21 protein-coding genes and 1 riboswitch are annotated in these 24,615 nt (G+C 68.8%); of the genes, 11 read left to right on the top strand and 10 right to left on the bottom strand.

Features of this window, described 5'->3' with window-relative positions; translation table 11 throughout:
- Positions 1–4: 4 nt before the first annotated feature.
- The 5 genes from ACFQ6X_RS02520 to ACFQ6X_RS02500 form a co-directional block, all read right to left on the bottom strand.
- Entirely contained in the window at positions 5–490 is a 486-nt protein-coding gene (locus tag ACFQ6X_RS02520) for a DUF2269 domain-containing protein (protein WP_329209036.1), read from the bottom strand.
- 108 nt (positions 491–598) lie between these two features.
- A complete protein-coding gene (locus tag ACFQ6X_RS02515) occupies positions 599–1,078 on the bottom strand; it encodes an NUDIX domain-containing protein (protein ID WP_383174709.1) in 480 nt (159 codons plus the stop codon).
- 52 nt (positions 1,079–1,130) lie between these two features.
- Entirely contained in the window at positions 1,131–2,027 is an 897-nt protein-coding gene (locus ACFQ6X_RS02510; protein WP_383175379.1) for a LysR family transcriptional regulator, read from the bottom strand.
- 286 nt (positions 2,028–2,313) lie between these two features.
- Positions 2,314–3,438, bottom strand: a complete 1,125-nt coding sequence (locus ACFQ6X_RS02505; protein ID WP_383174706.1) for a cystathionine gamma-lyase — start codon at positions 3,436–3,438, stop codon at positions 2,314–2,316.
- Between the two features lie 66 nt (positions 3,439–3,504).
- Complete coding sequence (locus tag ACFQ6X_RS02500) at positions 3,505–3,882, bottom strand: phage holin family protein (RefSeq protein ID WP_383174702.1); 378 nt, start codon at positions 3,880–3,882, stop codon at positions 3,505–3,507.
- 78 nt (positions 3,883–3,960) lie between these two features.
- Here ACFQ6X_RS02500 and ACFQ6X_RS02495 point away from each other — a divergent pair, with 78 nt between their 5' ends.
- From ACFQ6X_RS02495 to ACFQ6X_RS02480, 4 genes are all read left to right on the top strand, one after another.
- A complete protein-coding gene (locus ACFQ6X_RS02495; protein ID WP_383174699.1) occupies positions 3,961–4,278 on the top strand; it encodes a cupin domain-containing protein in 318 nt (105 codons plus the stop codon).
- Positions 4,279–4,405: 127 nt separating this feature from the next.
- Positions 4,406–4,615 carry a DUF5326 family protein gene (locus ACFQ6X_RS02490; protein WP_351173493.1) on the top strand — a complete coding sequence of 70 codons (210 nt, stop codon included), beginning with the start codon at positions 4,406–4,408 and terminating at the stop codon, positions 4,613–4,615.
- A 290-nt stretch (positions 4,616–4,905) separates the two neighbouring features.
- Positions 4,906–5,676 (top strand): IclR family transcriptional regulator, encoded by a 771-nt coding sequence (locus tag ACFQ6X_RS02485; RefSeq protein WP_383174695.1) that lies wholly within the window; start codon positions 4,906–4,908, stop codon positions 5,674–5,676.
- Positions 5,677–5,777: 101 nt separating this feature from the next.
- Positions 5,778–6,215 carry an SsgA family sporulation/cell division regulator gene (locus tag ACFQ6X_RS02480; RefSeq protein ID WP_329209020.1) on the top strand — a complete coding sequence of 146 codons (438 nt, stop codon included), beginning with the start codon at positions 5,778–5,780 and terminating at the stop codon, positions 6,213–6,215.
- A 57-nt stretch (positions 6,216–6,272) separates the two neighbouring features.
- Here ACFQ6X_RS02480 and ACFQ6X_RS02475 read toward each other — a convergent pair whose 3' ends face one another.
- Positions 6,273–7,628, bottom strand: a complete 1,356-nt coding sequence (locus ACFQ6X_RS02475) for a YibE/F family protein (protein WP_383174692.1) — start codon at positions 7,626–7,628, stop codon at positions 6,273–6,275.
- Positions 7,629–7,699: 71 nt separating this feature from the next.
- Positions 7,700–7,833, top strand: a riboswitch (TPP riboswitch).
- Here ACFQ6X_RS02475 and thiC point away from each other — a divergent pair.
- Together thiC and ACFQ6X_RS02465 are read left to right on the top strand one after the other, a co-directional pair.
- The gene (gene thiC, locus ACFQ6X_RS02470) at positions 7,826–9,655 is read left to right on the top strand and encodes a phosphomethylpyrimidine synthase ThiC (protein ID WP_383174689.1); all 1,830 of its coding nucleotides are present in this window, start codon (positions 7,826–7,828) and stop codon (positions 9,653–9,655) included. It overlaps the preceding riboswitch by 8 nt.
- A 320-nt stretch (positions 9,656–9,975) precedes the next feature.
- Complete coding sequence (locus ACFQ6X_RS02465; protein WP_329209016.1) at positions 9,976–10,332, top strand: DUF805 domain-containing protein; 357 nt, start codon at positions 9,976–9,978, stop codon at positions 10,330–10,332.
- 215 nt (positions 10,333–10,547) lie between these two features.
- On the opposite strand, the gene ACFQ6X_RS02460 is transcribed toward ACFQ6X_RS02465, so the two are convergent.
- The 3 genes from ACFQ6X_RS02460 to ACFQ6X_RS02450 form a co-directional block, all read right to left on the bottom strand.
- On the bottom strand, positions 10,548–11,384 hold the full coding sequence (locus ACFQ6X_RS02460; protein WP_383174685.1) for a hypothetical protein: 837 nt from the start codon (positions 11,382–11,384) through the stop codon (positions 10,548–10,550).
- Positions 11,385–11,566: 182 nt separating this feature from the next.
- On the bottom strand, positions 11,567–12,622 hold the full coding sequence (locus ACFQ6X_RS02455) for a metallophosphoesterase (protein WP_383174682.1): 1,056 nt from the start codon (positions 12,620–12,622) through the stop codon (positions 11,567–11,569).
- 174 nt (positions 12,623–12,796) lie between these two features.
- The gene (locus tag ACFQ6X_RS02450; protein ID WP_351174420.1) at positions 12,797–13,909 is read right to left on the bottom strand and encodes a LacI family DNA-binding transcriptional regulator; all 1,113 of its coding nucleotides are present in this window, start codon (positions 13,907–13,909) and stop codon (positions 12,797–12,799) included.
- 403 nt (positions 13,910–14,312) lie between these two features.
- Between ACFQ6X_RS02450 and hisC the strand changes: the two genes are divergently transcribed.
- The 5 genes from hisC (at position 14,313) to ACFQ6X_RS02425 (ending at position 23,687) form a co-directional block, all read left to right on the top strand.
- Positions 14,313–15,392, top strand: coding sequence for a histidinol-phosphate transaminase (gene hisC, locus ACFQ6X_RS02445; protein WP_383174678.1), 1,080 nt, complete (start codon positions 14,313–14,315; stop codon positions 15,390–15,392).
- Positions 15,393–15,677: 285 nt separating this feature from the next.
- Entirely contained in the window at positions 15,678–17,186 is a 1,509-nt protein-coding gene (locus tag ACFQ6X_RS02440; protein WP_383174675.1) for a cytochrome ubiquinol oxidase subunit I, read from the top strand.
- Between the two features lie 18 nt (positions 17,187–17,204).
- A complete protein-coding gene (cydB, locus tag ACFQ6X_RS02435) occupies positions 17,205–18,206 on the top strand; it encodes a cytochrome d ubiquinol oxidase subunit II (protein WP_383174672.1) in 1,002 nt (333 codons plus the stop codon).
- A gap of 133 nt (positions 18,207–18,339) precedes the next feature.
- Entirely contained in the window at positions 18,340–21,930 is a 3,591-nt protein-coding gene (cydD, locus tag ACFQ6X_RS02430) for a thiol reductant ABC exporter subunit CydD (RefSeq protein ID WP_383174669.1), read from the top strand.
- A gap of 56 nt (positions 21,931–21,986) precedes the next feature.
- Complete coding sequence (locus ACFQ6X_RS02425; protein WP_383174666.1) at positions 21,987–23,687, top strand: GAF domain-containing sensor histidine kinase; 1,701 nt, start codon at positions 21,987–21,989, stop codon at positions 23,685–23,687.
- A gap of 55 nt (positions 23,688–23,742) precedes the next feature.
- On the opposite strand, the gene ACFQ6X_RS02420 is transcribed toward ACFQ6X_RS02425, so the two are convergent.
- Complete coding sequence (locus ACFQ6X_RS02420) at positions 23,743–24,588, bottom strand: Cof-type HAD-IIB family hydrolase (RefSeq protein WP_383174663.1); 846 nt, start codon at positions 24,586–24,588, stop codon at positions 23,743–23,745.
- Positions 24,589–24,615 lie beyond the last annotated feature (27 nt).

Below are 24,615 nucleotides of genomic sequence, written 5' to 3'. Positions count from 1 at the left end.
CGCGTCAGGTCTTTGAGGCACGCAGGCGCCGGCCCCGCCGGGTCGGCCCCCACGGCTTCAGCACCGAGATCGCGGTGATGAAGAGGTAGGTGGCCGTGGCCACCGAGGGCGCGATGACCAGGTTGATGTCCGCGACACCCTGGGCGGCGGCCTCATTGATGCCGGGGCGGAGCGAGAAGATCGACAGCCCCGCCGTGACAAGGGTCAGCCAGAACTTCGTCCAGACCCAGCGGTGCCTCGCCAGGCCCCAAGGGGTGCCGAGCGACAGCACGAGGCCGCTCAGGAGCGAGAGCAGGGCAACCGGCACGACCAGCCAGTCACCGAAGACCTTCATGGAACGGGTGGCCGCCTCCGTCATCGAGGTGTCACCGGTGAGGAACGCGGCGAGGCCGAGGGCCAGCAGTCCGACCGTGAGGCCCAGCCAGCTCACGGAAACGGCGACATGGGCGACGAGGAGGCTCCGGCGAACAGGGCGCTTGAGTGGTTTCACGTGAAACACGGTGTCAAGCGTGGAGCGAGCGGTCATCTGACGGCGGGAGTATCCGCATGTACTGGCCTCGGCGTACAGACGGCTGTGGCACCGGTGTGCCGGAGCCATTCAGCCCAGGTCAGGTGCGTGCATCGCCCGTACGCCCTCGATGTTGCCGTCCAGGTAGTGGCGCAAGGACAGCGGTACCAGGTGCACGGCTGCGATTCCGACCCGGCTGAAGGGCACCCGTACGATCTCGTACTCGCCGCAGGGGTCTTCGATCTCAGGGCCGTGCCGTCGTGACGGGTCCATCGATTCCAGCCGGCAGACGAAGAAGTGCTGCACCTTCACACCTTTGACGCCGCCGCCCGCGATGTGTTCCACCGTATCGACGAAGCAGGGCACGACATCGATGATCTTGGCGCCGAGCTCTTCGTCGACCTCGCGGTGCAGGGCGTCGACGACGGTGGCGTCCTCGGGCTCGACACCGCCACCGGGCGTGAGCCAGTACGGATCCACCCCCGGCTTGGTGCGCTTGATGAGGATGAGGTCATCGCCGTCGAGCAGGACGGCGCGTGCGGTGCGCTTGACCACAGGACGTTCGGTCATGGCAAGAGAGTGGCCCATGAAACGCGATCTGAAACTCCTACAGGCCGACCGGTCACCAGTCCACGGCTGCACGCACCAGGCACTCGTGCGCCCGCGCAATGTGCGGAAGGGCCAGTGTGCCGGTCCGCACGGCCAGGAAGTACGTCCGCAGCGGCGGTACGGGCGGATCGAGCAGAGCCACGACCTCGCCCCTTTCCAGCGCGTCCTCGCAGAGATAGCGGGGCAGTACGGCGAGACCGGCGCCCGCAGCCGCGCACTGCAGGACCGCGCGCAGATCCGGCGCGATCACCGTGGCGGAAGCGGCGGGTCTGCTGTCGAACACGGCGGCCCAGTACCGGGAGACCAGGGGGAGACTCTCGTGCACCTCGACCACCGGAAGCTGCTCCAGGACCACCGAGCCCTTGTGCCGCAGTGTTCCGGGCCCCAGCCGCCCGGCCCAGCGCGGCGCCGCGACCAGGACGTGCTCCTCGTCGCAGAGGGTCGTCGAGGTGAACAGCCCTCCGCGTGGACGAGCGGTCGTGATGGCCAGGTCGTGGTGTCCGGCGGCCAGTCCCTCCAGGGTGTCCTCGGCATTGCCGTTGAACGTGCTGCGCAGTGCGAGGCCCTGGGAGATCAGCGGGGTGAGCGCGGGAAGCGCGCGTACGGCGGTGAACTCCGGGGGACCGGCCAGATGGAGGGTGCGCACCCCCGGCTCCTCGTCGAGCCCGGCTTCGGCGATCTCGACCAGTGCGTCCAGATGGGGCGAGGCCCGGTGTGCGAGCTCGTCGCCGATGGTGGTCGGGGTGACGCCGCGGGCCCCGCGCAGAAAGAGCGGGCGGCCCAACTGGCGCTCCAGCGTGCGTATCTGCGAGGTGACGGCGGGCTGGGACAGCCCGAGCAGCGCGGCGGCCCGGGTGAAGGATCCGGCCCGGTGCACCGTGACGAATGTGCGTAACAGGGCCAGGTCCATTGCTTGCATCTCCCACCCTCGCGACGCTCCGGAACCGCACGGTCGGCCCGCACAACTATAAATATGTCGATAGGCAGCTGTCGCTACTGTGATTGGACACTGACGCAGAGTCAATTAGCCTTGTGCAAGCGGTTCTTCGTTCAAGGAACCGGGGTGGTCCGAGCCAAGAGGGGGGAGGCTCGGACCACTCGTCCCGAGCAGGACCGGTCAGGTGGACGGGGACGCCTGTCCTGGGCCGGTCCTGCCGGACCGCAGGGCGCCTTCTCGGTCGGTGTCCCGCCGCTTGTCAGCGAGCGGCCTCGTCGAGCGCGCGCTCCACATCGGCCAGGAGATCGGCAGGGTCCTCGGCCCCGACCGAGAAACGGATGAAACCTTCCGGGACGGCGTCGCCGCCCCAGCGCGCCCGGCGTTCGGCCGTGGAGCGCACGCCGCCGAAACTCGTCGCGTCGTCGACCAGACGCAGGCCGGCCAGGAAGCGTTCGGCCGTCTCCTTGTCAGCCAGCGTGAACGAGACCACGGAGCCGAAGCGCCGCATCTGCCGCACGGCCTTCGGGTAGGAGGCGTCGGTGGGCAGTCCGGGGTAGCGCAGCCCGGTCACCTCCGCCCGCTCGGCCAATGCCTCGGCGAGGGCCAGCGCGGTGGTGCACTGCCGGTCGATCCGCAGCTGCAGCGTGGCCAGGGAGCGGTGCGCGAGCCAGGCCTCCATGGGGCCGGGAATCGCGCCGACGACCTTGCGCCAGCGCCGTACGCCCGCGGACAGCTGCGGATCCCGGCAGGTCACGTGGCCGAGCAGGATGTCGCCGTGCCCGGTCAGCCCCTTAGTGTCACTGGCGACCGAGAAGTCCGCGCCAAGCTCCAGGGGACGCTGGCCGAGGGAGGTGGCCAGCGTGTTGTCGACCGCGACGAGAGCACCCGCCGCGTGTGCGGCCGTGACGAGCCGGCGTACGTCGCAGACATCGAGCCCCGGGTTGGACGGGGTCTCGATCCACAGCAGCTTCGCCCCCTCGAGGACCTCCAGCTGGGCATCGTCCGCAGTGGGCGCGGTCCGTACCTCGACGCCGAATGCCTCCAGTTGCTCCCGCACCAGGGGGAGCGCCTGGTAGCCGTCGTCGGGGAGCACGACGATGTCACCGGTGCGCGCCTGGGACAGCAGCACGGCGGAGACGGCCGCCATGCCGGAGGCGAAGACCGTGGTCTCGACCGGCTCCCCCGGTGCCTCCAGCTCGCTGATGGCCCGCTCCAGAAGGGTCCACGTCGGGTTCGTCTCGCGGCCGTAGGTGTAGGGGCCGACGGGCTCGCCCGACAGATGGAAGTGGGCGGCGAAGACGGGCCCGGGCAGCGTGGGTTCGTACTGCTCCGGCTCGGGCAGTCCCGCTCGTACGGCGCGTGTCCCGTCGCCCGTGGTGCTCATCCGTCTCCTCGTTTCTCTCCCCGGTGTCGCACCGGTCCTGTCCGCACTCTTTCAGTAAGGGGCAGATCAGTCGTTGTCGGGCAGCGCGACGTTGAGCGCCCAGGACACGACCGAGATGATGAGGCCGCCGAGGACAGCGGTCCAGAGGCCGTCGACGTGGAAGCTCAGGTCGAAGACACCGGCCAGCCACGAGGTCAGCATCAGCATCAGGGCGTTGACCACCAGGGTGACCAGCCCGAGGGTCAGAATGAACAACGGCAGCGTGAGCAGCTGCACCACCGGCTTGACGACAAAGTTGACCAGGCCGAAGAGCAGCGCGACCACTATGAGGGTGAGCACCTTGGGCCCGGTGTCGTCGCCCGTGAGCGTGATGTCCTGGAGCAGCCAGATGGCCACGGCCAGTGCACCCGCGTTGGCGATCGTCTTGACTACGAAATTCTTCATGTGTCTGATCGTGGCAGACATGATCCGTGCCGGACACCGGCAGAACGGACGAGAACAAATGCAAGGGGCGGACAGGCGATGAAGGCATTCAGACTGGACGAGCTGGAGGCGGAGCGGGCCGCCAACGAGGGTGCCTACCTGCAGTTCATCCGGGAACGCAACATGTCCGTCGGCCTGTACGCACTGGATGCCGGCGAACTCGATCCGCAGAAGCCGCACAATCAGGACGAGGTCTACTTCGTCGTCAGCGGCCGCGCCGCGATCACCGTCGGCATGGAGACCACACAGGTGGGCAGGGGGAGTGTCGTGTACGTTCCCGCCGGTACGGCCCACAAGTTCCACCACATCACCGAGGACCTCAGGGTCATGGTGATCTTCTCTCCGCCGGAGAGCTGAGCCGGCACCTCGGGGTTCCCTAGGGGATCGGTCAGGGGACTTCAAGGGCTCCCGGGCCCCCACCGGCCACCCCCACGCCTCTAGCATCGAAGCAGGAACTCACAGAGACGAGGTAAGGACGATGGCGGTGCGGGAGATTTTCGCGGGGATGCCCTGGTGGGTGAAGTGGGTCGCGGTGCCTCTCATCGCGATCGTCGTGTTCGGTGGCCTCATCGCCAGCGTGGTCGGCTTCGTGATCGGTCTGCTGTTCAAGGCGCTGGTCTTCGTCGTCCTGGTGGGCGGTCTGATCTTCGTCGTGCGGAAGTTCCTGGCGTCTTCCTCCCGCAGCGACTGGTAGGCGCGAACGGGGCCGGGTGCCGGGCAGCCGGGTGCGTGAGGGACGGGAGCCCGGCCGCAGATTCGGCGATTAGCCCAGCTGAGCTAAGTCCAGGATGAAACCTCACTCGTGACGGACGGTGCCGATACAGTGGCAGACCGCTGCCGTCGGCTGGGAAATGACTGTCCGTCACCGTCCTGACCAGTGGTGTGTGCGACCGTCCGGTCTCCGGACCCCCGGCTCGCGGCGGGCCCGCGGGGGCGGCCCCCGCGGGAGGGCTGAACGCCCGTCACCATGCCTGGGGGTGACCTTTGACCACGGCATCGAGTACCGCTGTCCCGACGTTGATCGGTTCGGTTCAGCGGGCGTTGAGACTGCTGGAGGCTGTGGGCACCCATCGGGACGGGGCGCCGGCCAAGCAGCTCGCACGGGAAGCGGGGCTTCCTCTTCCCACTGCCTATCACCTGCTGCGCACCCTGACCCATGAGGGCTACCTCCGCAGGGAGAACGGTGTCTTCCTGTTCGGTGCCGCTGCGGAGCGCCTCGTCGGAGGCCGGGCGACCGCACCCCGTCGCGGTGTGATCATCGAATCGCTCGCGCACTGGGCCGATGTCATCGGGGCGCCCGTGTACTGCGCTGTCTACCGGGACGGGGAGATCGACCTCGTCGCGGTGGCCGATACGCCCGACTTCCCCGCCGTCGAGGAGTGGGCCGCCTTCCGCGAGACCGGCCATGCACATGCTCTCGGCCAGTGTCTGTTGAGCCAGCTCGACGAGAGGGCGCGCGAGGAGCATCTGGACCGTCACCCAGTGCAACCACTGACGCGCTACTCCGTAAGGGATCGTCCGGCGTTTCTCGACCGGATGAGATCAATGAACCGTACGGAACCCGTCGTTGAACGACAGGAATACGCGCTGGGAACGGTCTGCGCGGCCATCCCGATCACGGTGGGAACCGCCGTTGCGGCCATGGCCATTTCACTACCTCTGGACCAAGAGGAACGGTTGCTCCCCGCAGTCGAACAACTACGCTGTGAAGTGACCAGCCTCTTGCGCTCGTTCGTGTTCTCTATCAGTATCTGAAAAATCACTCCTTGTGATCTGCTATCGCGTGCACCACGATGGCGTCAATAGGGCCATGGGGGATCATTCCTGGCCAGATTCATCTACTGCGGGGTTGAACGATGCGCGAGTCGGTTCAAGCAGAGGTCATGATGAGCTTCCTCGTCTCCGAGGAGCTTTCGTTCCGTATTCCGGTGGAGCTCCGGTACGAAGTGGGCGATCCGTACGCGATCCGGATGACCTTCCACCTGCCAGGTGACGCCCCCGTCACCTGGGCATTCGGCCGTGAGCTGCTGCTCGACGGTCTCAACAACCCGAGCGGCGACGGCGATGTGCATATCGGCCCGACCGAGCCCGAGGGCCTCTCGGACGTACACATCCGGCTCCAGGTCGGCACGGATCGTGCGCTCTTCCGCGCCGGCACGGCGCCTCTTGTGGCATTTCTCGACCGGACGGACAAGCTGGTGCCACTGGGGCAGGAGCACACGCTGGGTGACTTCGACGGCAATCTGGAAGAGGCGCTGGGCCGCATCCTCGCCAAGGAACAGAACGCCGGCTGAACAGGGACCACCCGCTGAGCAGGCAACACCGGTGCCATGTGGGCCCGGCGTTCGCGCTCACGCCTTACGGCGTCGGCCCCTCCCGGTCCGTACGGGGGCAGGAGCTCCGGCTTCCGCGCCGAGCCCCGTGCGGTCCGCGGAGACCACCAGGGCCGCGAGCACCGTCGTCACCGGCACCGAGGCGACCAGCCCGATCGATCCGACCAGGGTCCGGACGATCTCCATCGCGACCAGTTCGCTGGTGGCCACCGTTCCCACGCTGCTCTGGGCGATGGAGAAGAGCAGCAGCAGGGGCAGCGCGGCTCCCGCATAGGCGAGTACGAGCGTGTTGACGACCGAGGCGATGTGGTCGCGCCCGATCCTGATGCCCGCCCGGTAGAGCCGTCGTACGCCCATCGTCGGGTCTGCCTGGTGCAGTTCCCAGACCGCCGACGTCTGGGTGACGGTCACGTCGTCGAGCACGCCGAGCGAGCCGATGATCACACCGGCCAGCAGCAAGCCGCTCATGTCGATGTCCGGGAACAGCCCGTGGATCAGGCCGGTGTTGTCATCGGTGTTGCCGCTCAGGCTCGCCCAGCCGATGAAGAGCGAGCCCAGCAGCCCGATCAGCAGCAGCGAGACGAGTGTGCCGATGACGGCCACGGAGGTACGCGCGGTCAGCCCGTGACACATGTAGAGGGCGATCAGCATGATGGCGCTGGCCCCGATCACCGCGACGACCAGCGGATTCGAACCCTGCAGGATCGCCGGGAGGATGAACAGCGTCAGCACGGCGAACGAGACCGCGAGCGCGATGAGCGCCATCAGGCCGCGCAGCCTGCCCACCACGATCACCGCGAGGGCGAAGATCCCGGCGAGCAGAGCCATCGGGAACGTGCGGTCGACGTCGGTCACCGAGTACTGCAGATCACGGGGCGCGTCGGGCGCGTACGCCACCACCACCCCCTGACGGTCCTTCAGTTGCCTGGTCGCGTCGGGCTGGATGATCTCGACGAACGTTCGGCCCTTGTCCTTGCCGGTCGTCACCTCGATCGTGGCCTTCTTGCACAGCCCCGACTGCTCGTTGACGGCCTCACGCCCCGAGGGCGTCGAGGTGTCGCCGGTCGGCGGCACCTGCGCGGCGTTCACGTCCGCGCAGTCCACCCTGGCGATCTCCACCACCTTGCCCTGCTGGGTCTGCCGGTCGAAACCGACACCCGTGCGCTCGTGGGAGGGAGCGCCGCCCGGCCAGAAGACCACCAGACCGACGAGGACCGCTGCGGCGAACGGGATCAGCACGGCGGCGATGACCTTGCGCAGGTGCTTGGACACGGGCGCGGCGGGGCCGTGGCTGTGGGTGTGGCCCGGTGCATGGCTCTGCGTGCTGCCGGACTCGGGGCCGTGCGGTGCGGGGGCGCTCGGGGAGGACGTCACCGGGCGATCATCCCAAGAACGGGAGAGGCCCTCTGGCCAGCACGCCAGGAGGGAGGCTAGCGTGGAGGCACATTTGTACACGCGGGAGCTCGGAGCACCGGGCTGAGAGGGCGCTGACCTCCGTATATCCGTACGGGACACGCTGCGCCGACCGCCGAACCTGTTACCGGGTAATGCCGGCGTAGGGAGTAGGTCTCATGACCACAGCGGACGCACGCACGCCTGCCTCGAAGCAGAATGCGCAGAACGCCCAGAATGCGCAGGACGCGGCGAACAACGAGGCCGGGAAGTCCATCGGCTGGCACAAGGGGTACGTCCAGGGCTCGCGCCCGGACCTCCGGGTGCCGGTCCGTCAGGTGCACCTCACCAACGGCAAGGACGTGACGCTCTACGACACGTCGGGGCCGTACACCGATCCCACCACCGAGACCGATGTCCGCCGTGGGCTCACGCCCCTGCGGGAGAACTGGATCATCGCCCGCGGCGACACCGAGGAGTACGCGGGCCGCCCCGCGCGCCCCGAGGACGACGGCCTCAAGCACACGTCGCCGCGCGGCGGCCTGCGCAACCTCGACGCGGTCTTCCCCGGCCGCCCCCGCCAGCCCCGACGCAGCCGCGACGGTCAGCCGGTCACACAGCTCGCGTACGCCCGTCGCGGCGAGATCACTCCGGAGATGGAGTACGTCGCGATCAGGGAGAACGTGGCGCCCGAGGTGGTGCGCGAGGAGATCGCGGCAGGGCGGGCCGTGCTGCCGGCCAACGTCAACCACCCGGAGATCGAGCCGATGATCATCGGCAAGCGGTTCCTGGTGAAGGTCAACGCCAACATCGGCAACTCGGCGGTCACCTCCTCCATCGAGGAGGAGGTGGACAAGATGACCTGGGCGACCAAGTGGGGTGCCGACACGGTCATGGACCTGTCCACCGGCCGCAACATCCACACCACGCGCGAGTGGGTCCTGCGCAACTCCCCCGTTCCGATCGGCACCGTTCCGCTCTACCAGGCCCTGGAGAAGGTGGACGGCCGGGCCGAGGAGCTGACCTGGGAGATGTACAAGGACACCGTCATCGAGCAGGCCGAACAGGGCGTCGACTACATGACGGTGCACGCGGGGGTCCGGCTGCCGTACGTCCCGCTGACGGCCCGCCGCAAGACCGGCATCGTCTCCCGCGGCGGCTCGATCATGGCGGCCTGGTGCCTCGCGCACCACAAGGAGTCGTTCCTCTACGAGCATTTCGAGGAGCTCTGCGAGATCCTCGCGGCCTACGACGTGACCTACTCGCTCGGTGACGGCCTGCGCCCCGGCTCCATCGCCGACGCCAACGACGAGGCCCAGTTCGCCGAACTGCGCACGCTCGGTGAACTGAACTCCGTCGCCAAGCGGTTCGGCGTCCAGACGATGATCGAGGGCCCGGGCCATGTCCCGATGCACAAGATCAAGGAGAACATCGACCTCCAGCAGGAGATCTGCGAGGAGGCGCCGTTCTACACGCTCGGCCCGCTGACCACCGATGTCGCCCCGGCGTACGACCACATCACCTCGGGTATCGGTGCGGCGATGATCGCCTGGTGGGGGACGGCGATGCTCTGCTACGTCACGCCCAAGGAGCACCTGGGCCTGCCGAACAGGGACGACGTGAAGACCGGCGTCATCACCTACAAGATCGCCGCGCATGCGGCGGATCTCGCCAAGGGCCACCCCGGGGCGCAGGAGTGGGACGACGCGCTGTCGGACGCCCGGTTCGAGTTCCGCTGGGAGGACCAGTTCAACCTGGCGCTCGACCCCGACACGGCACGGGAGTTCCACGACGAGACGCTGCCGGCCGAGCCGGCGAAGACGGCGCACTTCTGCTCGATGTGCGGCCCGAAGTTCTGTTCGATGAAGATCAGCAGGAGCATCACGGAGCAGTTCGCCCCCGACCTTCTCCCCTCTGCCTCGGAAGAGGAGATCGAGGCGGGGATGCTGGAGAAGTCGAAGGAGTTCGCCGCGAGCGGCAACCGTGTGTACCTGCCGCTGGCGGACTGACTGCTGGCGGATTCGCAGGAAGTCACGGCGCTGTCCCGGGTGTTGCGTGTCCGGGGCGGCGCCGCCTGGCTGTTCATCATATTGTCCGCATTGAGCACGAAGAGTATGAGCAATGGCTGGTTTCGCGTGATGGGTCCTCTGATCGCCTGATTCCAGGTGCAGTTCGGCGACGGTACGGACACGGAAACGTGGCAGGTCTATGTACGTTTCGGCAGGGGCATGCCCTGGCTTGACCACTTCCTTATCTGTGCCTTACCTTCCGCTGTGCTTGGCCGAAAAGGTGTGCGCCCCGACCGGGGGCGCCAGGGGAGGGAAACACAGTGAGCTGGTACCTGAACGTACTCAAGAACTACGCGGGCTTCAGCGGTCGTGCGCGCCGCAAGGAGTACTGGATGTTCGCGCTCTTCAACGTCATCATCGCCGGGGTCCTGCTCGGTATCGGTGCTGCCATCGACACCCAGATCCCGTACATCATCTACATCCTCGCTGTGATCATCCCCTCGCTCGCCGTCGTCGTCCGCCGGCTGCACGACACGGGCCGTTCGGGCTGGTGGTTCCTGATCTCGTTCGTCCCGCTCGTGGGCGGCATCATCCTGCTCGTCTTCATGTGCTCCGAGGGTGCGCACGAGGCCAACGAGTACGGCGCGAACCCCAAGCTCGCCCCCCAGGGAGTCTGACGGGGCGCTCCGACCGGGTGGTCGGAGCACCACGCACACCGAACAACGCAGAGGCCGGGTGCAGCGCGAGCTGCCCCGGCCTTCGCCGTGCCGGATCGCGAAACGGCCCCTGCCCTGCCGGGTCGTGGAACGGCCCCTGCCCTGCCGGGTCGTGGAACGGCCCCTGCGGTGCCGGGTCGCGAAACGGCCCCTGCGGTGCCGGATCGCGACCGGGATCACTCAGGCTGGTGTTCGGGGCCGCCGAAGTCGGGACTGGTGAAGTCGGGGCTGGTGAACGACGGACGCGGTCCGGCCGACGGGCCGTCCTGCGGGCCGGAGAAATCCGGTCTGCTGTAGCCGATCTTCGGGATGCGGTTCGCCGAGCGGTGCGGGGTCCGTGAGGCCGGCCCCGCGGTCGGGTCGGCCAGGGCGTCCCGCAGGAAGGGCAGGATGCCGCGCTCCAGCAGTGCGTGGCGCCAGGCCTCCCTGGCGCGTGCCACGTCCTCCGGCAATTCCTGCTCGTCGTCCATGGCCGGCAGCGCGGTGGCTCCGTTCCGCAGTGCGGTGAGGAGGAGTCCGACCGCGGCGACCAGGATGGCCGCGGCGGCGACCGCCGCGAAGAACCATCCGGCGGCGACCAGAGTGCCGCCGAAGGCCAAGGACGGGCTGACGGCCTTCAGGAGATAGCCGACCAGCAGGAATATGAGGGCGGCGGAGCCGGCCAGCACAGGGGCCAGCGCGGCGATGACAGCAAGGGTTCCCGCGCCCGCCCCGTCTGTGTCGTCCGGTGCCGGTCCGAGGCCTGACCCGAGGGCGGATTCGGGACCCGAGGCGTCGGCCGGTCCGCGCAGTTCGCCGCGGACCTTCACGTAGTGGTCGTACTCGGTCGCGGCGGCTGCGGTGATCAGAGCGGTGGCGTTCAGCGCCATCGTCCGCAGTTGTTCCGCGTTGAGCCGGTCCCCCACACCGTCCAGATCCGGGCGTTCGTGAGCATGGCGCAGAGAGTCGGCAAGGATCCGCTCGTACTCGGGTCGGTCCTCGGCCAGCAGGTGCGGAGCGCTTTTCATGTGCATCCCCCGATGCTCCGTAGGGCCTGATCGACCGCCTGGGCCGGGCGATCGGGCGGAAACGGAGGAGAGCCTGCTACTGATACGCCGATGGTAGAGCGACCACGGCACGGGTTGACAGGGTGTTTCCGGAAATAGGCCCAGTGGCCGGCGTTGTCAGGTCGTGGGTGCGTCTTCCCCGACGGCCGTCAGTCATTCAGGGGAAGTTGGACGACCAATAGCTTTCCGGCCATGGTCACTCCGCCGTCCATGGCGATGGCGAGCCCGTCCGCGTACACGTGCGGACCGTCCACCACGGGGCGGGCGCTGTCTTCGCCGTCCTCGGATCCGACCTCGCCGAGCAGGTACGGGATGGGACTGTGACCATGCACGACGCGCTGTCCGCCGTACGTCGACATCAGCTCGCGAACGGCCTGCGAGCCGCCCTCGTCGCGGAAGGCGAACCGCTTGGTGAGCTTGCGGAAGAGGTCCCAGCACTCATCGGCGTCGTTACGCGTGAGAATGGCGTGCACCGTGTCGTTGACGTCCTCGATGGTGGTGCCGTAGTCGAGGTAGGCCGTCGTGTCGGAGTGCATCAGCAGGTGCCCGTCCTCCTCCACGACCGCGTCGAGCCGGGCCATCCACTGCAGATGGACGTCCTGGAGCCGTTCCATGTCGGTCTTCTGGCCGCCGTTGAGCAGCCAGGCCGCCTGGAAGGTCGCGGTACCCGCACCGGAGTTCACCGGGGTGTCGCCGAACCTCTTGGCACCCAGGAGCAGCAGTTCGTGATTGCCCATGAGGGCCTTGCAGTACCCGCCGGCCGCCGCGGCCTCGGCCGAGAGCCGCATGACGAGATCGATCACGCCGATGCCGTCCGGGCCCCGGTCGGTGAAGTCGCCGAGGAACCACAGTCTGGCGTTGCCGGCGGACCACCGGCCCTCGGAGTCGATGAGGCCCTGCCGGCCGAGGGCGGAAAGGAGCTCGTCCAGATAGCCGTGGACGTCGCCGACGACGTAGAGGGGGCCCCGTCCCGTGCCGGAGGCCGGCCGGGGCTGGGGAACGGCCTGCACCTGGACGGTGTCGCCACGGTTGATCACGGGAAGATCGCGCGCGGTGGGGGTGTACCCCTCCGGCTCGTCGCCCACAACGGCGTTGCCGGGATGCGGCGACGGCGAAGGCATCGGTGCCTGCGCATACGGCGGTACGCGGAAGTCACGCAACGTCGCTGTCCGCACCACGGGTTCCTGACCGGCCCCCTGAGTCATCGACCCCTCCACCACCGTCGCGCCGCCGTACACCTGACGGGCCCTGCCTGGTAGAGGTGGTCCGCGGTGTCGTGCGCCCATCATAGGAATGCGGATCGTGCTCTGGGACGCACCAGGGGTGGTGAATCCGAGTGCACGCATGGTTCACCGACCGTTTGGTCCGGATTAATCCGATCAGTCCCCGGCGGGGGAGCGTGGCGGGCTGACCGTGGTGCGCGGCGGACGACGCTGCGAGGACGTCCGGACGATGAGTTCCGTCGGTATCACCTGCTCCAGCGGTCCGTCGTGCTCGACGCCCTCGATGGCGTCGATGAGGAGCTGGACGACAGCCGTGCCGATTCTCCGCGGCTTGAGCGAGAGCGTCGTGATCGGGGGATCGGTCGCCGCGTACACGGTGGACTCGCTGCAGCAGACCACCAGCAGGTCCTCGGGGACCCGCAGGCCGTAGCGGCGGGCGGCGGCGAGCAGATCGGTCCCATTGGGGTCGAAGAGCCCGTAGACGGCGTCGGGCCGGTCCGGGCGGGCGAGGAGCCGGTCGGCGGCCACGGCGCCCGCACAGGGGTCGTGGGCCGGATAGGACTCGTAGACCGGGTCCTGGCCCACCCGCTCGCACCAGTGGAGGTAGGCGGTGGTCGAGAGGCGGGTGTAGGTGTCGGTGGTGGTGCCGGTCAGCAGTCCGATGCGGCGGGCTCCGGCGGCGGCCAGGTGGTCGAGGAGGTCGAGTACGGCCGCCCGGTGATCGTTGTCGACCCAGGCGGTGACCGGCAGCGTGCCGGCCGGCCTCCCGTCCGACACGACAGGCAGGCCCTGCCGCACGAGTTCGGTGACCACCGGGTCCTGGTCGGAGGGGTCGATGACGACGGTGCCGTCCAGGGCGACGTTCGACCAGACGTCGTGGCGCGAGGTGGCGGGGAGGATGACCAGGGCGTAGCCGCGGGCGAGCGCCGCCGATGTGGCGGCTCTGGCCATCTCCGCGAAGTAGGCGAACTCGGTGAAGGTGAAGGGTTCGTCCCCGTACGTGGTCACGGTGAGGCCGATGAGCCCCGACCTGCCGGTACGGAGGGTGCGGGCCGCGGCGGACGGGCGGTAGCCCAGCCGCTCGGCGACCTCGCGGACATGTCGGCGGGTGGCGTCCGGGAGCCTGCCCTTGCCGTTGAGCGCGTCGGAGACGGTCGTGATGGAGACTCCGGCCGCGGCGGCTACATCCCGGATCCCCGCCCGTCCCTGTCGGCCGCTGCGCCGGGGCGTCTCTGTCCGGCTCACCTGGTGCTTCCCTGCTGCTGTCATGGCGAGCCGATAGTAGGGCTCCGGCGGTGGGTTGGGCCGGTCGCATATGCGTACGTTGACAGGCACGTTTCTGCATGATCATGAGGCATTAAATGCCTTGCAAATCAAGGGTGTTGGCGGGTTGGAGGCCAATGTGTCATGTGTCGGTGTGCATGGGCCTGCTAATTGGCTCATGTCTCGAAGAGGTCTCAACTCACCTGTTCGAGTGATGCGCGCTACGGCGTGAGCCACCGGCGCGCGCCACGGGGCGCGGCGCTCCCCCCGGAGGGCTCGTCGTCCTGCCGGGCATTGACGGTGCTTTCCGGCACAGCGGACGATTCTCCGGTCAGGCCATTCGCAGGGACGTCGAATCCTCTTAAGGTGAGCAGTATTGATGTGTACGGATGGTCGAGGAGGACCTGCGGTGAGCGAGACGAGCCCCAAGCTGCGTGCCGAGCTGGATGGTGTGCCTGCCTATGTGCCGGGCAAGCCGGCGGCTGCCGACGGACCGGTTGCTTTCAAGCTGTCCTCCAACGAGAACCCGTATCCGCCGCTGCCGGGGGTCATGGAGTCCGCGCTCGGCGCCGCCGCGAACTTCAACCGGTACCCGGACATGGCCTGCACCGGCCTGATGAACGAGCTGGCCGACCGGTTCGGTGTGCCCGTCTCCCATCTGGCCACCGGTACCGGCTCGGTCGGTGTGGCGCAGCAGCTGCTCCAGGCCACTTCCGGCCCGGGTGACGAGGTCATCTACGCGTGGCGTTCCTTCGAGGCCTATCCGATCATCACCCAGGTCAGCGGCGCGACCTCGGTCAAGGTGCCGCTCACCGACGGCGAGGTGCACGATCTCGACGCGATGGCCGGGGCGATCACCGACCGCACCCGGATGATCTTCGTCTGCAACCCGAACAACCCGACCGGCACCGTGGTGCGCCGGGCGGAGCTGGAGCGCTTCCTGGACCGGGTGCCGGGCGATGTGCTGGTGGTGCTCGACGAGGCGTACAAGGAGTTCATCCGGGACGCCGACGTGCCTGACGGCATCGAGATCTACCGGGACAGGCCCAATGTGGCGGTGCTGCGGACCTTCTCCAAGGCCTACGGCCTGGCGGGTCTGCGGGTCGGGTTCGCGGTGGCGCACGAGCCGGTGGCTGCCGCCCTGCGCAAGACCGCCGTCCCCTTCGGGGTCAGCCAGGTCGCCCAGGACGCCGCGGTCGCCTCGCTGCGGGCGGAGGACGAACTGCTGGGCCGGGTCGGGTCGCTGGTCGGCGAGCGCACCCGGGTCTACGAGGGGCTGGTGAAGCAGGGCTGGACCGTGCCCGAGTCCCAGGCCAACTTCGTCTGGCTCCGGCTCGGGGACCGTACGCTCGAATTCGCCGCGACGTGCGAGCGGGCGGGTGTGATGGTCAGGCCGTTCGCGGGTGAGGGCGTGCGGGTCACGATCGGTGAGACCGAGGCCAACGACGTGTTCCTGAAGGTGGCGGAGTCGTTCCACAGGGAGCGGTAGGAGGGCGGCTCGACCGCCTGCGTGCCGGTGGCCCCGGACCTCGTTCTACGAGGTCCGGGGCCACTGTGCTGAGCGGCCGGACGGACGTGGACGCGGTGTCCGGTATCGGTGGCTCGGTCCGGTCGGCCGGAAAGCACCCCCCGCGCGATGGCTTCGAAGATGTGTGCGCCATAATTGCTTGTGAATGTGAACGCGTTCACAAGCGCACCCCGTTTCATCCCGTGATCGGTGGGATTGGTGGGGCAAGCTGCGGCTGTGATCACGGCGACGTAAGGAGAAAAGGGCGTGAACCTAGCTCTGGCGCCAGAGACTCTGGCGCGATGGCAGTTCGGCATCACCACCGTCTACCACTTCCTGTTCGTCCCACTGACGATCTCCCTCGCCGCCCTCACGGCCGGCCTGCAGACCGCCTGGGTGCGCACGGACAACGAGAAGTACCTCAGGGCCACGAAGTTCTGGGGCAAGCTCTTCCTGATCAACATCGCCATGGGTGTGGTCACGGGCATCGTCCAGGAATTCCAGTTCGGCATGAACTGGTCCGACTACTCGCGGTTCGTCGGTGACGTCTTCGGCGCGCCGCTCGCCTTCGAGGCGCTGATCGCGTTCTTCTTCGAGTCCACCTTCATCGGGCTGTGGATCTTCGGCTGGGACAAACTGCCGAAGAAGATCCATCTCGCCTGCATCTGGATGGTCTCCATCGGAACGATCCTCTCGACGTTCTTCATCCTGGCGGCCAACTCCTGGATGCAGCACCCGGTCGGCTACCGGATAAACGAGGAACGGGGACGTGCCGAGCTCACGGACTTCTGGCACGTGCTCACCCAGAACACCGCGCTCACCCAGTTCTTCCACACCATCACGGCGGCGTTCCTCGTCGGCGGCGCGTTCATGGTCGGCATCTCCGCCTTCCACCTCGCGCGCAAGAAGCACATCCGGGTGATGCGGACATCGCTGCGCCTCGGACTGGTCACGGTCGTGGTCGCGGGCATGCTCACCGCGGTCAGCGGTGACCTGCTCGGCAAGGTGATGTTCAAGCAGCAGCCGATGAAGATGGCCGCGGCGGAAGCCCTGTGGGAAGGGGAGCACGGTGCGCCCTTCTCGCTCTTCGCGGTGGGGGACGTCGCCGAGGGGCACAACACCGTAGAGGTCTCGATCCCCGGAATACTGTCCTTCCTCGCGGACGACAGCTTCACCTCGTACGTCCCCGGCATCAACGACATCAACAAGGCCGAGCAGGAGAAGTTCGGCCCGGGTGACTACCGGCCGAACATCCCCGTGGCCTTCTGGAGCTTCCGTTGGATGATCGGCTTCGGCATGGCGTCCTTCGGGCTCGGACTGCTGGGGCTGTGGCTGACGCGGAAGAAGTTCATGCTGCCGCAGGCCCTGCGGACCGGTGAGGACGAGGTGCCCCATCTGGTGCTCTTCAAGAACAAGGCGCTGAGCCCGAAGCTCACCCGCTTCTACTGGATCGTCGCCCTGTGGACCATGCTCTTCCCGCTGATCGCCAACTCCTGGGGCTGGATCTTCACGGAGATGGGCCGCCAGCCGTGGGTGGTGTACGGCGTGTTCCAGACCCGTGACGCGGTCTCCCCCGGTGTCTCGCAGGGGGAGGTGCTCACCTCGATGATCGTCTTCACGGCGCTCTACGCGGTGCTCGCCGTGATCGAGGTCAGGCTCCTCCTGAAGTACGTCAAGGCCGGCCCGCCGGAGCTCACGGAGGCCGACCTCAATCCGCCCACCAGGATCGGCGGCCATGACCAGGACGCCGACAGGCCCATGGCCTTCTCCTACTGAGAGCAGCGGAGCTGAGAGATGGAACTCCACGACGTCTGGTTCGTGCTCATCGCCGTCCTCTGGACGGGGTACTTCTTCCTGGAGGGATTCGACTTCGGAATCGGCGTACTGACCAAGCTGCTCGCCCGTGACCGCAAGGAACGGCGCGTACTGATCAACACGATCGGGCCCGTCTGGGACGGGAACGAGGTGTGGCTGCTCAGCGCGGGCGGTGCGACCTTCGCCGCTTTTCCCGAGTGGTACGCCACGCTGTTCTCCGGCTTCTACCTGCCGCTGCTGATCATCCTCGTCTGCCTGATCGTGCGCGGTGTGGCCTTCGAGTACCGGGCGAAGCGGCCGGAGGAACGGTGGCAGGCCAACTGGGAGCACGCGATCTTCTGGACCTCCCTGATCCCGTCGGTGCTCTGGGGTGTGGCCTTCGGGAACATCGTCCGGGGCGTCAAGATCGACGCCGACATGGAGTACGTCGGCAACTTCTGGGACCTGCTCAACCCTTACGCGATCCTCGGCGGGCTGGTCACGCTGTCCCTCTTCACCTTCCACGGCGCCGTGTTCGCCGCGCTGAAGACCGTCGGGGACATCCGGGAGCGGGCGCGCAAGCTGGCGCTCGGACTGGGGCCGGCTGCCGCGGTACTCGCCCTGGGCTTCCTCATCTGGACCCAGGCGGACAACGGTGACAGTTGGAGCCTGGGGGCGCTGATCGTCGCCGCGGTTTCACTGACCGGCGCGATCGGAGCCATCGCGAGGGGACGGGAGGGCTGGTCGTTCGCGCTCTCCGGACTGACCATCGCGGCCGCGGTGACCATGCTCTTCCTGACGCTCTTCCCGAACGTCATGCCGTCCTCGCTGAACGACGCCTGGAACCTGACGGTGACCAACGCCTCTTCGTCCCCGTACACACTCAAGATCATGACCTGGTGTGCCGCTGTCGCGACCCCGGTGGTGCTGCTGTACCAGGGCTGGACCTACTGGGTGTTCCGCAAGCGCATCGGCACGCAGCACATCGCCGATCCGCACTGACAGGCGACAGGCGAAGGCGACGGACGACAGGCGAGGCGCGACAGCCGACGTCTGACAGCCGAAAGGCACAGACGCTGCGTCAGCAGGTGCGGCGTCGAACGACTGGCATGAGCTCACTGGGGAGCTGTTTCACGTGAAACCGATCGATCCGCGTCTGCTTCGGTACGCCCGCGCCACCCGTCTGTTCCTGGCGGCCGTGGTGGCACTCGGACTGGTCGGCGCAGCCCTGGTGATCGCCCAGGCCATGCTCGTCGCCGAAGTGGTGGTGGGCGGATTCGAGGACGGGCTGACCGTTTCCGGACTCCGCACACCACTGCTGCTGCTCGCCGCGGTCGCGCTGGGCCGGGCACTGGTGGCCTGGCTGACCGAGCTGGCCGCGTACCGGGCGAGCGCTGCGGTCAAGTCCGAACTGCGCGGCAGGCTCCTGGAGCGGGCGGCAGTCCTGGGCCCGGACTGGCTGAGCGGACAGCGCACCGGTTCGCTGGTGGCTCTCGCCACCCGGGGTGTCGACGCGCTCGACGACTACTTCTCGCGCTATCTCCCGCAACTGGGACTCGCGGTCGTGGTGCCGGTGGCGGTTCTGGCCCGCATCGTCACGGAGGACTGGGTCTCGGCCGCGATCATCGTGGTGACGCTGCCGCTCATCCCCCTTTTCATGATTCTCATCGGCTGGGCCACCCAGTCCCGCATGGACCGTCAGTGGCGGCTTCTGTCGCGGCTGTCCGGGCACTTCCTCGATGTCGTAGCGGGGCTGCCGACGCTGAAGGTCTTCGGTCGCGCCAAGGCGCAGGCCGACTCGATTCGCACCATCACCTCGCAGTACCGCCTGGCCACGCTGAAGACGCTGCGGATCGCCTTCCTGTCGTCCTTCGCGCTGGAGTTGCTGGCGACGCTCTCCGTGGCGCTGGTCGCCGTGACGGTCGGAATGCGCCTCGTCCACGGGGAACTCGACCTCTACACCGGCTTGGTGGTCCTCATCCTGGCGCCCGAGGCCTTCCTGCCGATCCGGCAGGTGGGTGCTCAGTACCACGCCGCAGCAGAAGGGCTCTCGGCCGCAGAGGAGATCTTCGCGGTGCTGGAGACCGAACCCCGGCCCGTGGGCGCCCAGGATGCTCCGCCCTCGTTGAGGCTCGAACTGGAGCAGGTGACGGTCCGGCACCGGGGCCGTACCGAACCCTCGCTGGATGCCGTGTCCCTGGTGGTGGAACAGGGAGAGACCGTCGCCCTGGTCGGCCCCAGCGGGGTGGGCAAGTCCACGCTCCTCAACGTGGTGCTCGGGTTCGCCTCACCTGACGAGGGACGGGTACGGGTCGGCGGAACCGACCTGTCCGAGCTCTCCCCCGAACGCTGGCGCGAGCAGATCGCGTGGGTCCCGCAGCGTCCTCACCTCTTCGCCGGAACGATCGCGGAGAACGTACGGCTGGCGCGTCCGGACGCCGACGACGACGCGGTCACGGCGGCGCTGCGGGACGCGGGGGCGTACGACTTCGTGGCCGGCCTGCCGGACGGGATGCGGACACCGCTGGGTGAGGACGGTGCCGGGCTCTCCGCGGGCCAGCGCCAACGGCTGGCACTGGCGCGGGCGTTCCTTGCCGACCGGCCGCTGCTGCTGCTCGACGAGCCGACGGCGAGCCTGGACGGCGAGACGGAAGCGGGCATCGTCGACGCGGTACGGAGGCTGGCGGAGGGGCGCACGGTGCTGCTGGTCGTACACCGCCCCGCGCTGCTCGCGGTCGCGGACCGGGTGGTGGCGCTGGAGCCGCGGGCGGCAGGGGCGGGCATCGTACGGCCGGCGGTGGCGGGCCCGAGCGGGACGGACGGGCTGGACGGGGCCGGCCGGCTTGATGTCCCGGCGGCTCGGGCCCCCGGTGAGCCGATGTACCGGGGCGACCCGGAACTGCTCAAGGACACCGCTCCGAGGACCGGCGGCCGGGTGCTCGCCAGGGTCAGGGAGGCTGCCGGTGCCCAGCACAGGAAGCTGGGTCTCGCGCTGCTGCTGGGCAGCCTCGCCGTGGGCTCGTCCGTCGGCCTCATGGCTGTCTCCGGCTGGCTGATCTCGCGTGCGTCGGAGCAGCCCCCGGTGCTCTATCTGATGGTCGCGGTCACCGCGACCCGTGCTTTCGGAATCGGCCGGGCCGTGTTCCGCTATGCCGAGCGGCTGGTCTCCCACGACGCGGTGCTCAGGATGCTCGCCGAGCTCAGAGTCGCCGTGTACCGAGGGCTCGAACGCATCGCGCCGGCCGGCCTGCGGACGACACGGCGCGGCGACCTGCTGTCCCGGCTGGTCTCCGACGTGGACGCGCTGCAGGACTACTGGCTGCGCTGGCTGCTGCCAGCAGGAACCGCGCTCGCGGTCGGGGCCGGGGCTGTCGGCTTCACCAGCTGGCTCCTCCCGGAGGCCGGCGCCGTCCTGGCCGTCGGCCTGCTCCTTGCCGGCGTGGGCGTACCGCTGGTCAGCGGGGCCTGCGCCCGGCACGCGGAACGCCAACTGGCTCCGGCCCGGGCCGCGCTGGCCACCAGAATCACCGATCTGCTCGGCGGGACGGCGGAGCTGACCGTCGCCGGTGCGCTGCCCTCCCGCCGGAGTCAGGTGCGCGCGGCCGACGGCGTACTCACCCGGATCGCCTCGCGCGCCGCGACCGCGACCGCGCTCGGTGGCGGACTCTCCGCGCTGATCTGCGGCCTCACCGTCGTCGGTGCCGCACTCGTCGCCGTGCCTGCGGTGCTCGACGGACGGCTGGCCGGCGTGGAGCTCGCCGTCGTCGTCCTCACCCCGCTGGCGGCGTTCGAGGCCGTGACAGGGCTGCCGCTCGCCGTGCAGTACCGCCAGCGGGTCAAGCAGAGCGCCGAGCGGGTCTACGAGGTGCTCGACGCCCCCCTGCCGGTCCGGGAGCCCGTCGCACCGGCCGAGGCGCCGGCCTCGCCCTTCCCGCTCTCCGTAAGGGCGTTGTCGGCGCGCTACGAAGGAGCCGAGCGGGACGCCCTGCATTCCGTGGACCTGACGCTGCTCCCGGGTAAGCGCGTTGCTGTCGTAGGGCCGTCCGGATCGGGAAAGACGACACTTGCCCAGGTTCTGCTCCGCTTCCTGGACGCACGGGAGGGGACGTACCGGATCGGCGGCGTCGAGGCGGCCGCGCTGGAAGGGGACACGGTCCGGACGTTCGTCGGGCTGTGCGCCCAGGACGCCCACGTCTTCGACAGTTCCATCCGCGAGAACCTTCGGCTTGCCCGCACCGGCGCCACGGACGGCGAGCTGCGGGACGCGCTCGCCCGGGCGCGGCTGCTGGACTGGGTCCGGGCGCTGCCGGACGGCCTCGACACCCTGGTGGGCGAACACGGCGCCCGGCTCTCGGGCGGCCAGCGGCAGCGGCTCGCGCTGGCCCGTGCACTCCTTGCGGACTTTCCCGTTCTCGTCCTCGACGAGCCCGCAGAGCACCTCGATGTGGCCACGGCGGATGCGCTGACGGCCGATCTGCTGGACGCCACTCGGGGACGTACGACCGTGCTGATCACCCATCGTCTGGCGGGACTCGACGCGGTGGACGAGGTCCTGGTGCTGGACGGAGGCCGCGTGGTGCAGCAGGGAACGTACGCCGCGCTGGCCGCTCAGGACGGGCCGTTGCGCCGGATGCTGGATCGCGAGCAGGAGCCGGAGCGACTGGAGGAGGCGCGGCTGCGGAAGACGAGGCTGCGGGAGACGCGTCCGGCGGAGGTGCGGATGTGACGGCTGGAGATGGCAGCCGACTTTCCGGACCAATCGTGACTAACTAGGCTCGGTTCATGCCTGAGCAGGACGCGAAGGACTCACCCGGTGCCACGGCGCAGGCCGACGAGAGCCTGCAGGGACTCTCCACGGAACTGACCGCCCGTGTTCCGCAGCTGTTGGACGCCATGCGGTCCCTCGGTACGGGGCTGCAGCTCCATTCGACCCTCGAGCGCATCTGCGAGACCGCGGCCGAGCTCGCCCACGCCCGCTACGCGGCGATCGGCGTGGTCGACGACTCGGGTGACGGCCTTTCCGACTTCATCAGCCACGGAGTCCCGGAAGAGATCGCCCACGCCATCGGGCGCCGGCCCGACGGCCGTACCGGGCTCCTCGGCGCACTGATTCATGATCCGGTTCCCATCCTGCTGTCGGACGTGGCGGCCGACCCGCGTTTCACCGGGTTTCCGCCCGCCCACCCCAGGATGCGGACCTTCCTCGGGGTGCCGATCCGCGTCCAGGGCGAGATCTTCGGGAATCTCTACGTGGCGGAGAAGCACGGCGGGGCCGACTTCGACGACCACGACCTGCACATGCTGCGGGTGCTCGCGACGGAGGCCGGGATCGCAATCGGGCATGCGCAGTTGTACGAGGCCGCCCGCCAGCGGGAACGGTGGATCGAAGGTTCGGTGGCCGTCACCACCGCCCTTCTCTCCGGTGGGGACGCCGAGGACGCGCTGGCTGTCGTCGCCGAACAGACACGCCGCCTCGCCGACTCCGCCGCGGGAATCGTCCTGCTGCCGGCCGAGGAGGGTGGCCTGGAGATCGTCGCCGTCGCCGGCACCAAGCCGTCCGCCTCGCTCGGAGTGATCATTCCGTCCCGAAGCCCCGTGGTGGCGGCACTCCTCAGGGGTGAGGCGGTCTTCATGGACGACGCGGCGACCGACCCCCGCATGATCACCAGGCTGTCCCACCAGTTCGGCCCGCACATGCTGCTGCCGCTGCGCAGCGGCGGACGGGTGCTCGGCGCGCTCTCCGTCCCGCGAGAACGCGGCGGCCGCCCGTTCACCCAGGCGGAACGCACGCTGGCCACCCAGTTCGCCGCGCAGGCCGCCCTTGCGCTGAAGATGGCCGAGGCCCAGCGCGACCGGGAGCGGCTCGCGGTGTACGAGGACCGGGACCGGATCGCCCGTGACCTCCACGACCTCGTCATTCAACGTCTGTTCGCCGCCGGGATGATGCTGGAACGCGCGCAGCGCCGCTCGACCGTCCCCGCGGTGCGGAACGGCGTCGGACGGGCCGTCGACGAACTGGACGTGACCATCCAGGAGATCCGTACCGCCATCTTCGCGCTGCAGCAGGAAACGGCCGAGGCGCCGTCCGGACTGCGGACCCGGGTGCTGCGGGAGATCAACATGGCGGCGGTGCCCCTGGGCTTCAAGCCCTCGCACCGCTTTCTCGGCCCCGTCGACTCACTGGTCGGGGAACTCGCGGGCAAGAACCTCATCGCGGCGCTGCGCGAGGCGCTGTCCAACACGTTCCGGCACGCCGGGGCTTCCAGGGTCGAGGTGAGCGTGGATGCGACCGCGACCCTCCCCGACGGACGGGACGCCGTGCGGCTCTCGGTCGTCGACGACGGGGTGGGTATCCCGGACAGCGGGCGGCGCAGCGGACTGCGCAACCTCGCACGCCGTGCGGAGTCCCTGGGGGGAGCGAGCTGGTTCGGGCCGGGGGAGGACGGCGGTGGTGCGGCGGTGGTCTGGGAGGTCCCGCTCTGACGACGCCGGGGCATCGGCACGGATCTGCCGTGCCCCCGTGCGGGCGGTGTCAGTGTCAGCGGGTGGCGAGGATCCGCTCGATGACGACCGCGACACCGTCCTCGTTGTTGGAAAGGGTCACACCGGAGGCGGCGGCCACCGCGGCCGGGTGGGCATTGCCCATCGCGAACGAGGCGCCGGCCCAGCTCAGCATCTCGACGTCGTTGGGCATGTCCCCGAAGGCGACGACTTCGGACTGGCTGATGCCGCGCTGCGCACAGCACGCGGCGAGCGTGCCGGCCTTGGAGACCCCGAGTCCGCTGATCTCCAGGAGGGCGGTGGGACTGGAACGGGTGAACGAGGCCCGGTCCCCCGCAGCCTCACGGGCCAGCGTGAGGAAGGCGTCCGGCGCCAGTTCGGCGTGGTGGGCCAGGACCTTCAGTACCGGGGCGCCGGAACCCGGCGCCTCCTCGTGGAGCAGCTTCTCCGCGACGGCGACCGTGGCCCCCGGGTCCATGTGGAAGGGCGGGTAGGCAGGTTCGTAGTGGATGCCCGTGGTCAGCTCGACCGCGAAGGAGACCCCCGGTACGGCCTCCCGCAGAACATGAACCACGTCCAGGGCCACGTCGCGCTCCAGCGGGCGGACCTCGATCAGCCGGCCGTCCGCGTGCAGATCGGCGACGGCGGCCCCGTTCGCGCAGATCGCCATGCCATGACCGTGCACATGGGCGCTCACGACGTCCATCCAGCGGGCGGGCCGCCCGGTGACGAAGAAGACTTCGATCCCCGCCTCCTCCGCTGCGGCGAGGGCGGCGACGGTGCGGTCCGACAGGGTCTTGTCGTCGCGCAGCAGGGTGCCGTCCAGGTCGGTGGCGATCAGCCGTGTCACGGCAGGAAGAGGCGAGTCGATAGCTGAGGTCACCTGCCCATTCTCCCGCATGGAGTTGCA

The sequence above is a fragment of the Streptomyces sp. NPDC056452 genome (assembly GCF_042796085.1).
GTDB lineage: Bacteria > Actinomycetota > Actinomycetes > Streptomycetales > Streptomycetaceae > Streptomyces.
This window is presented reverse-complemented; position numbering and strand designations above follow the sequence as displayed.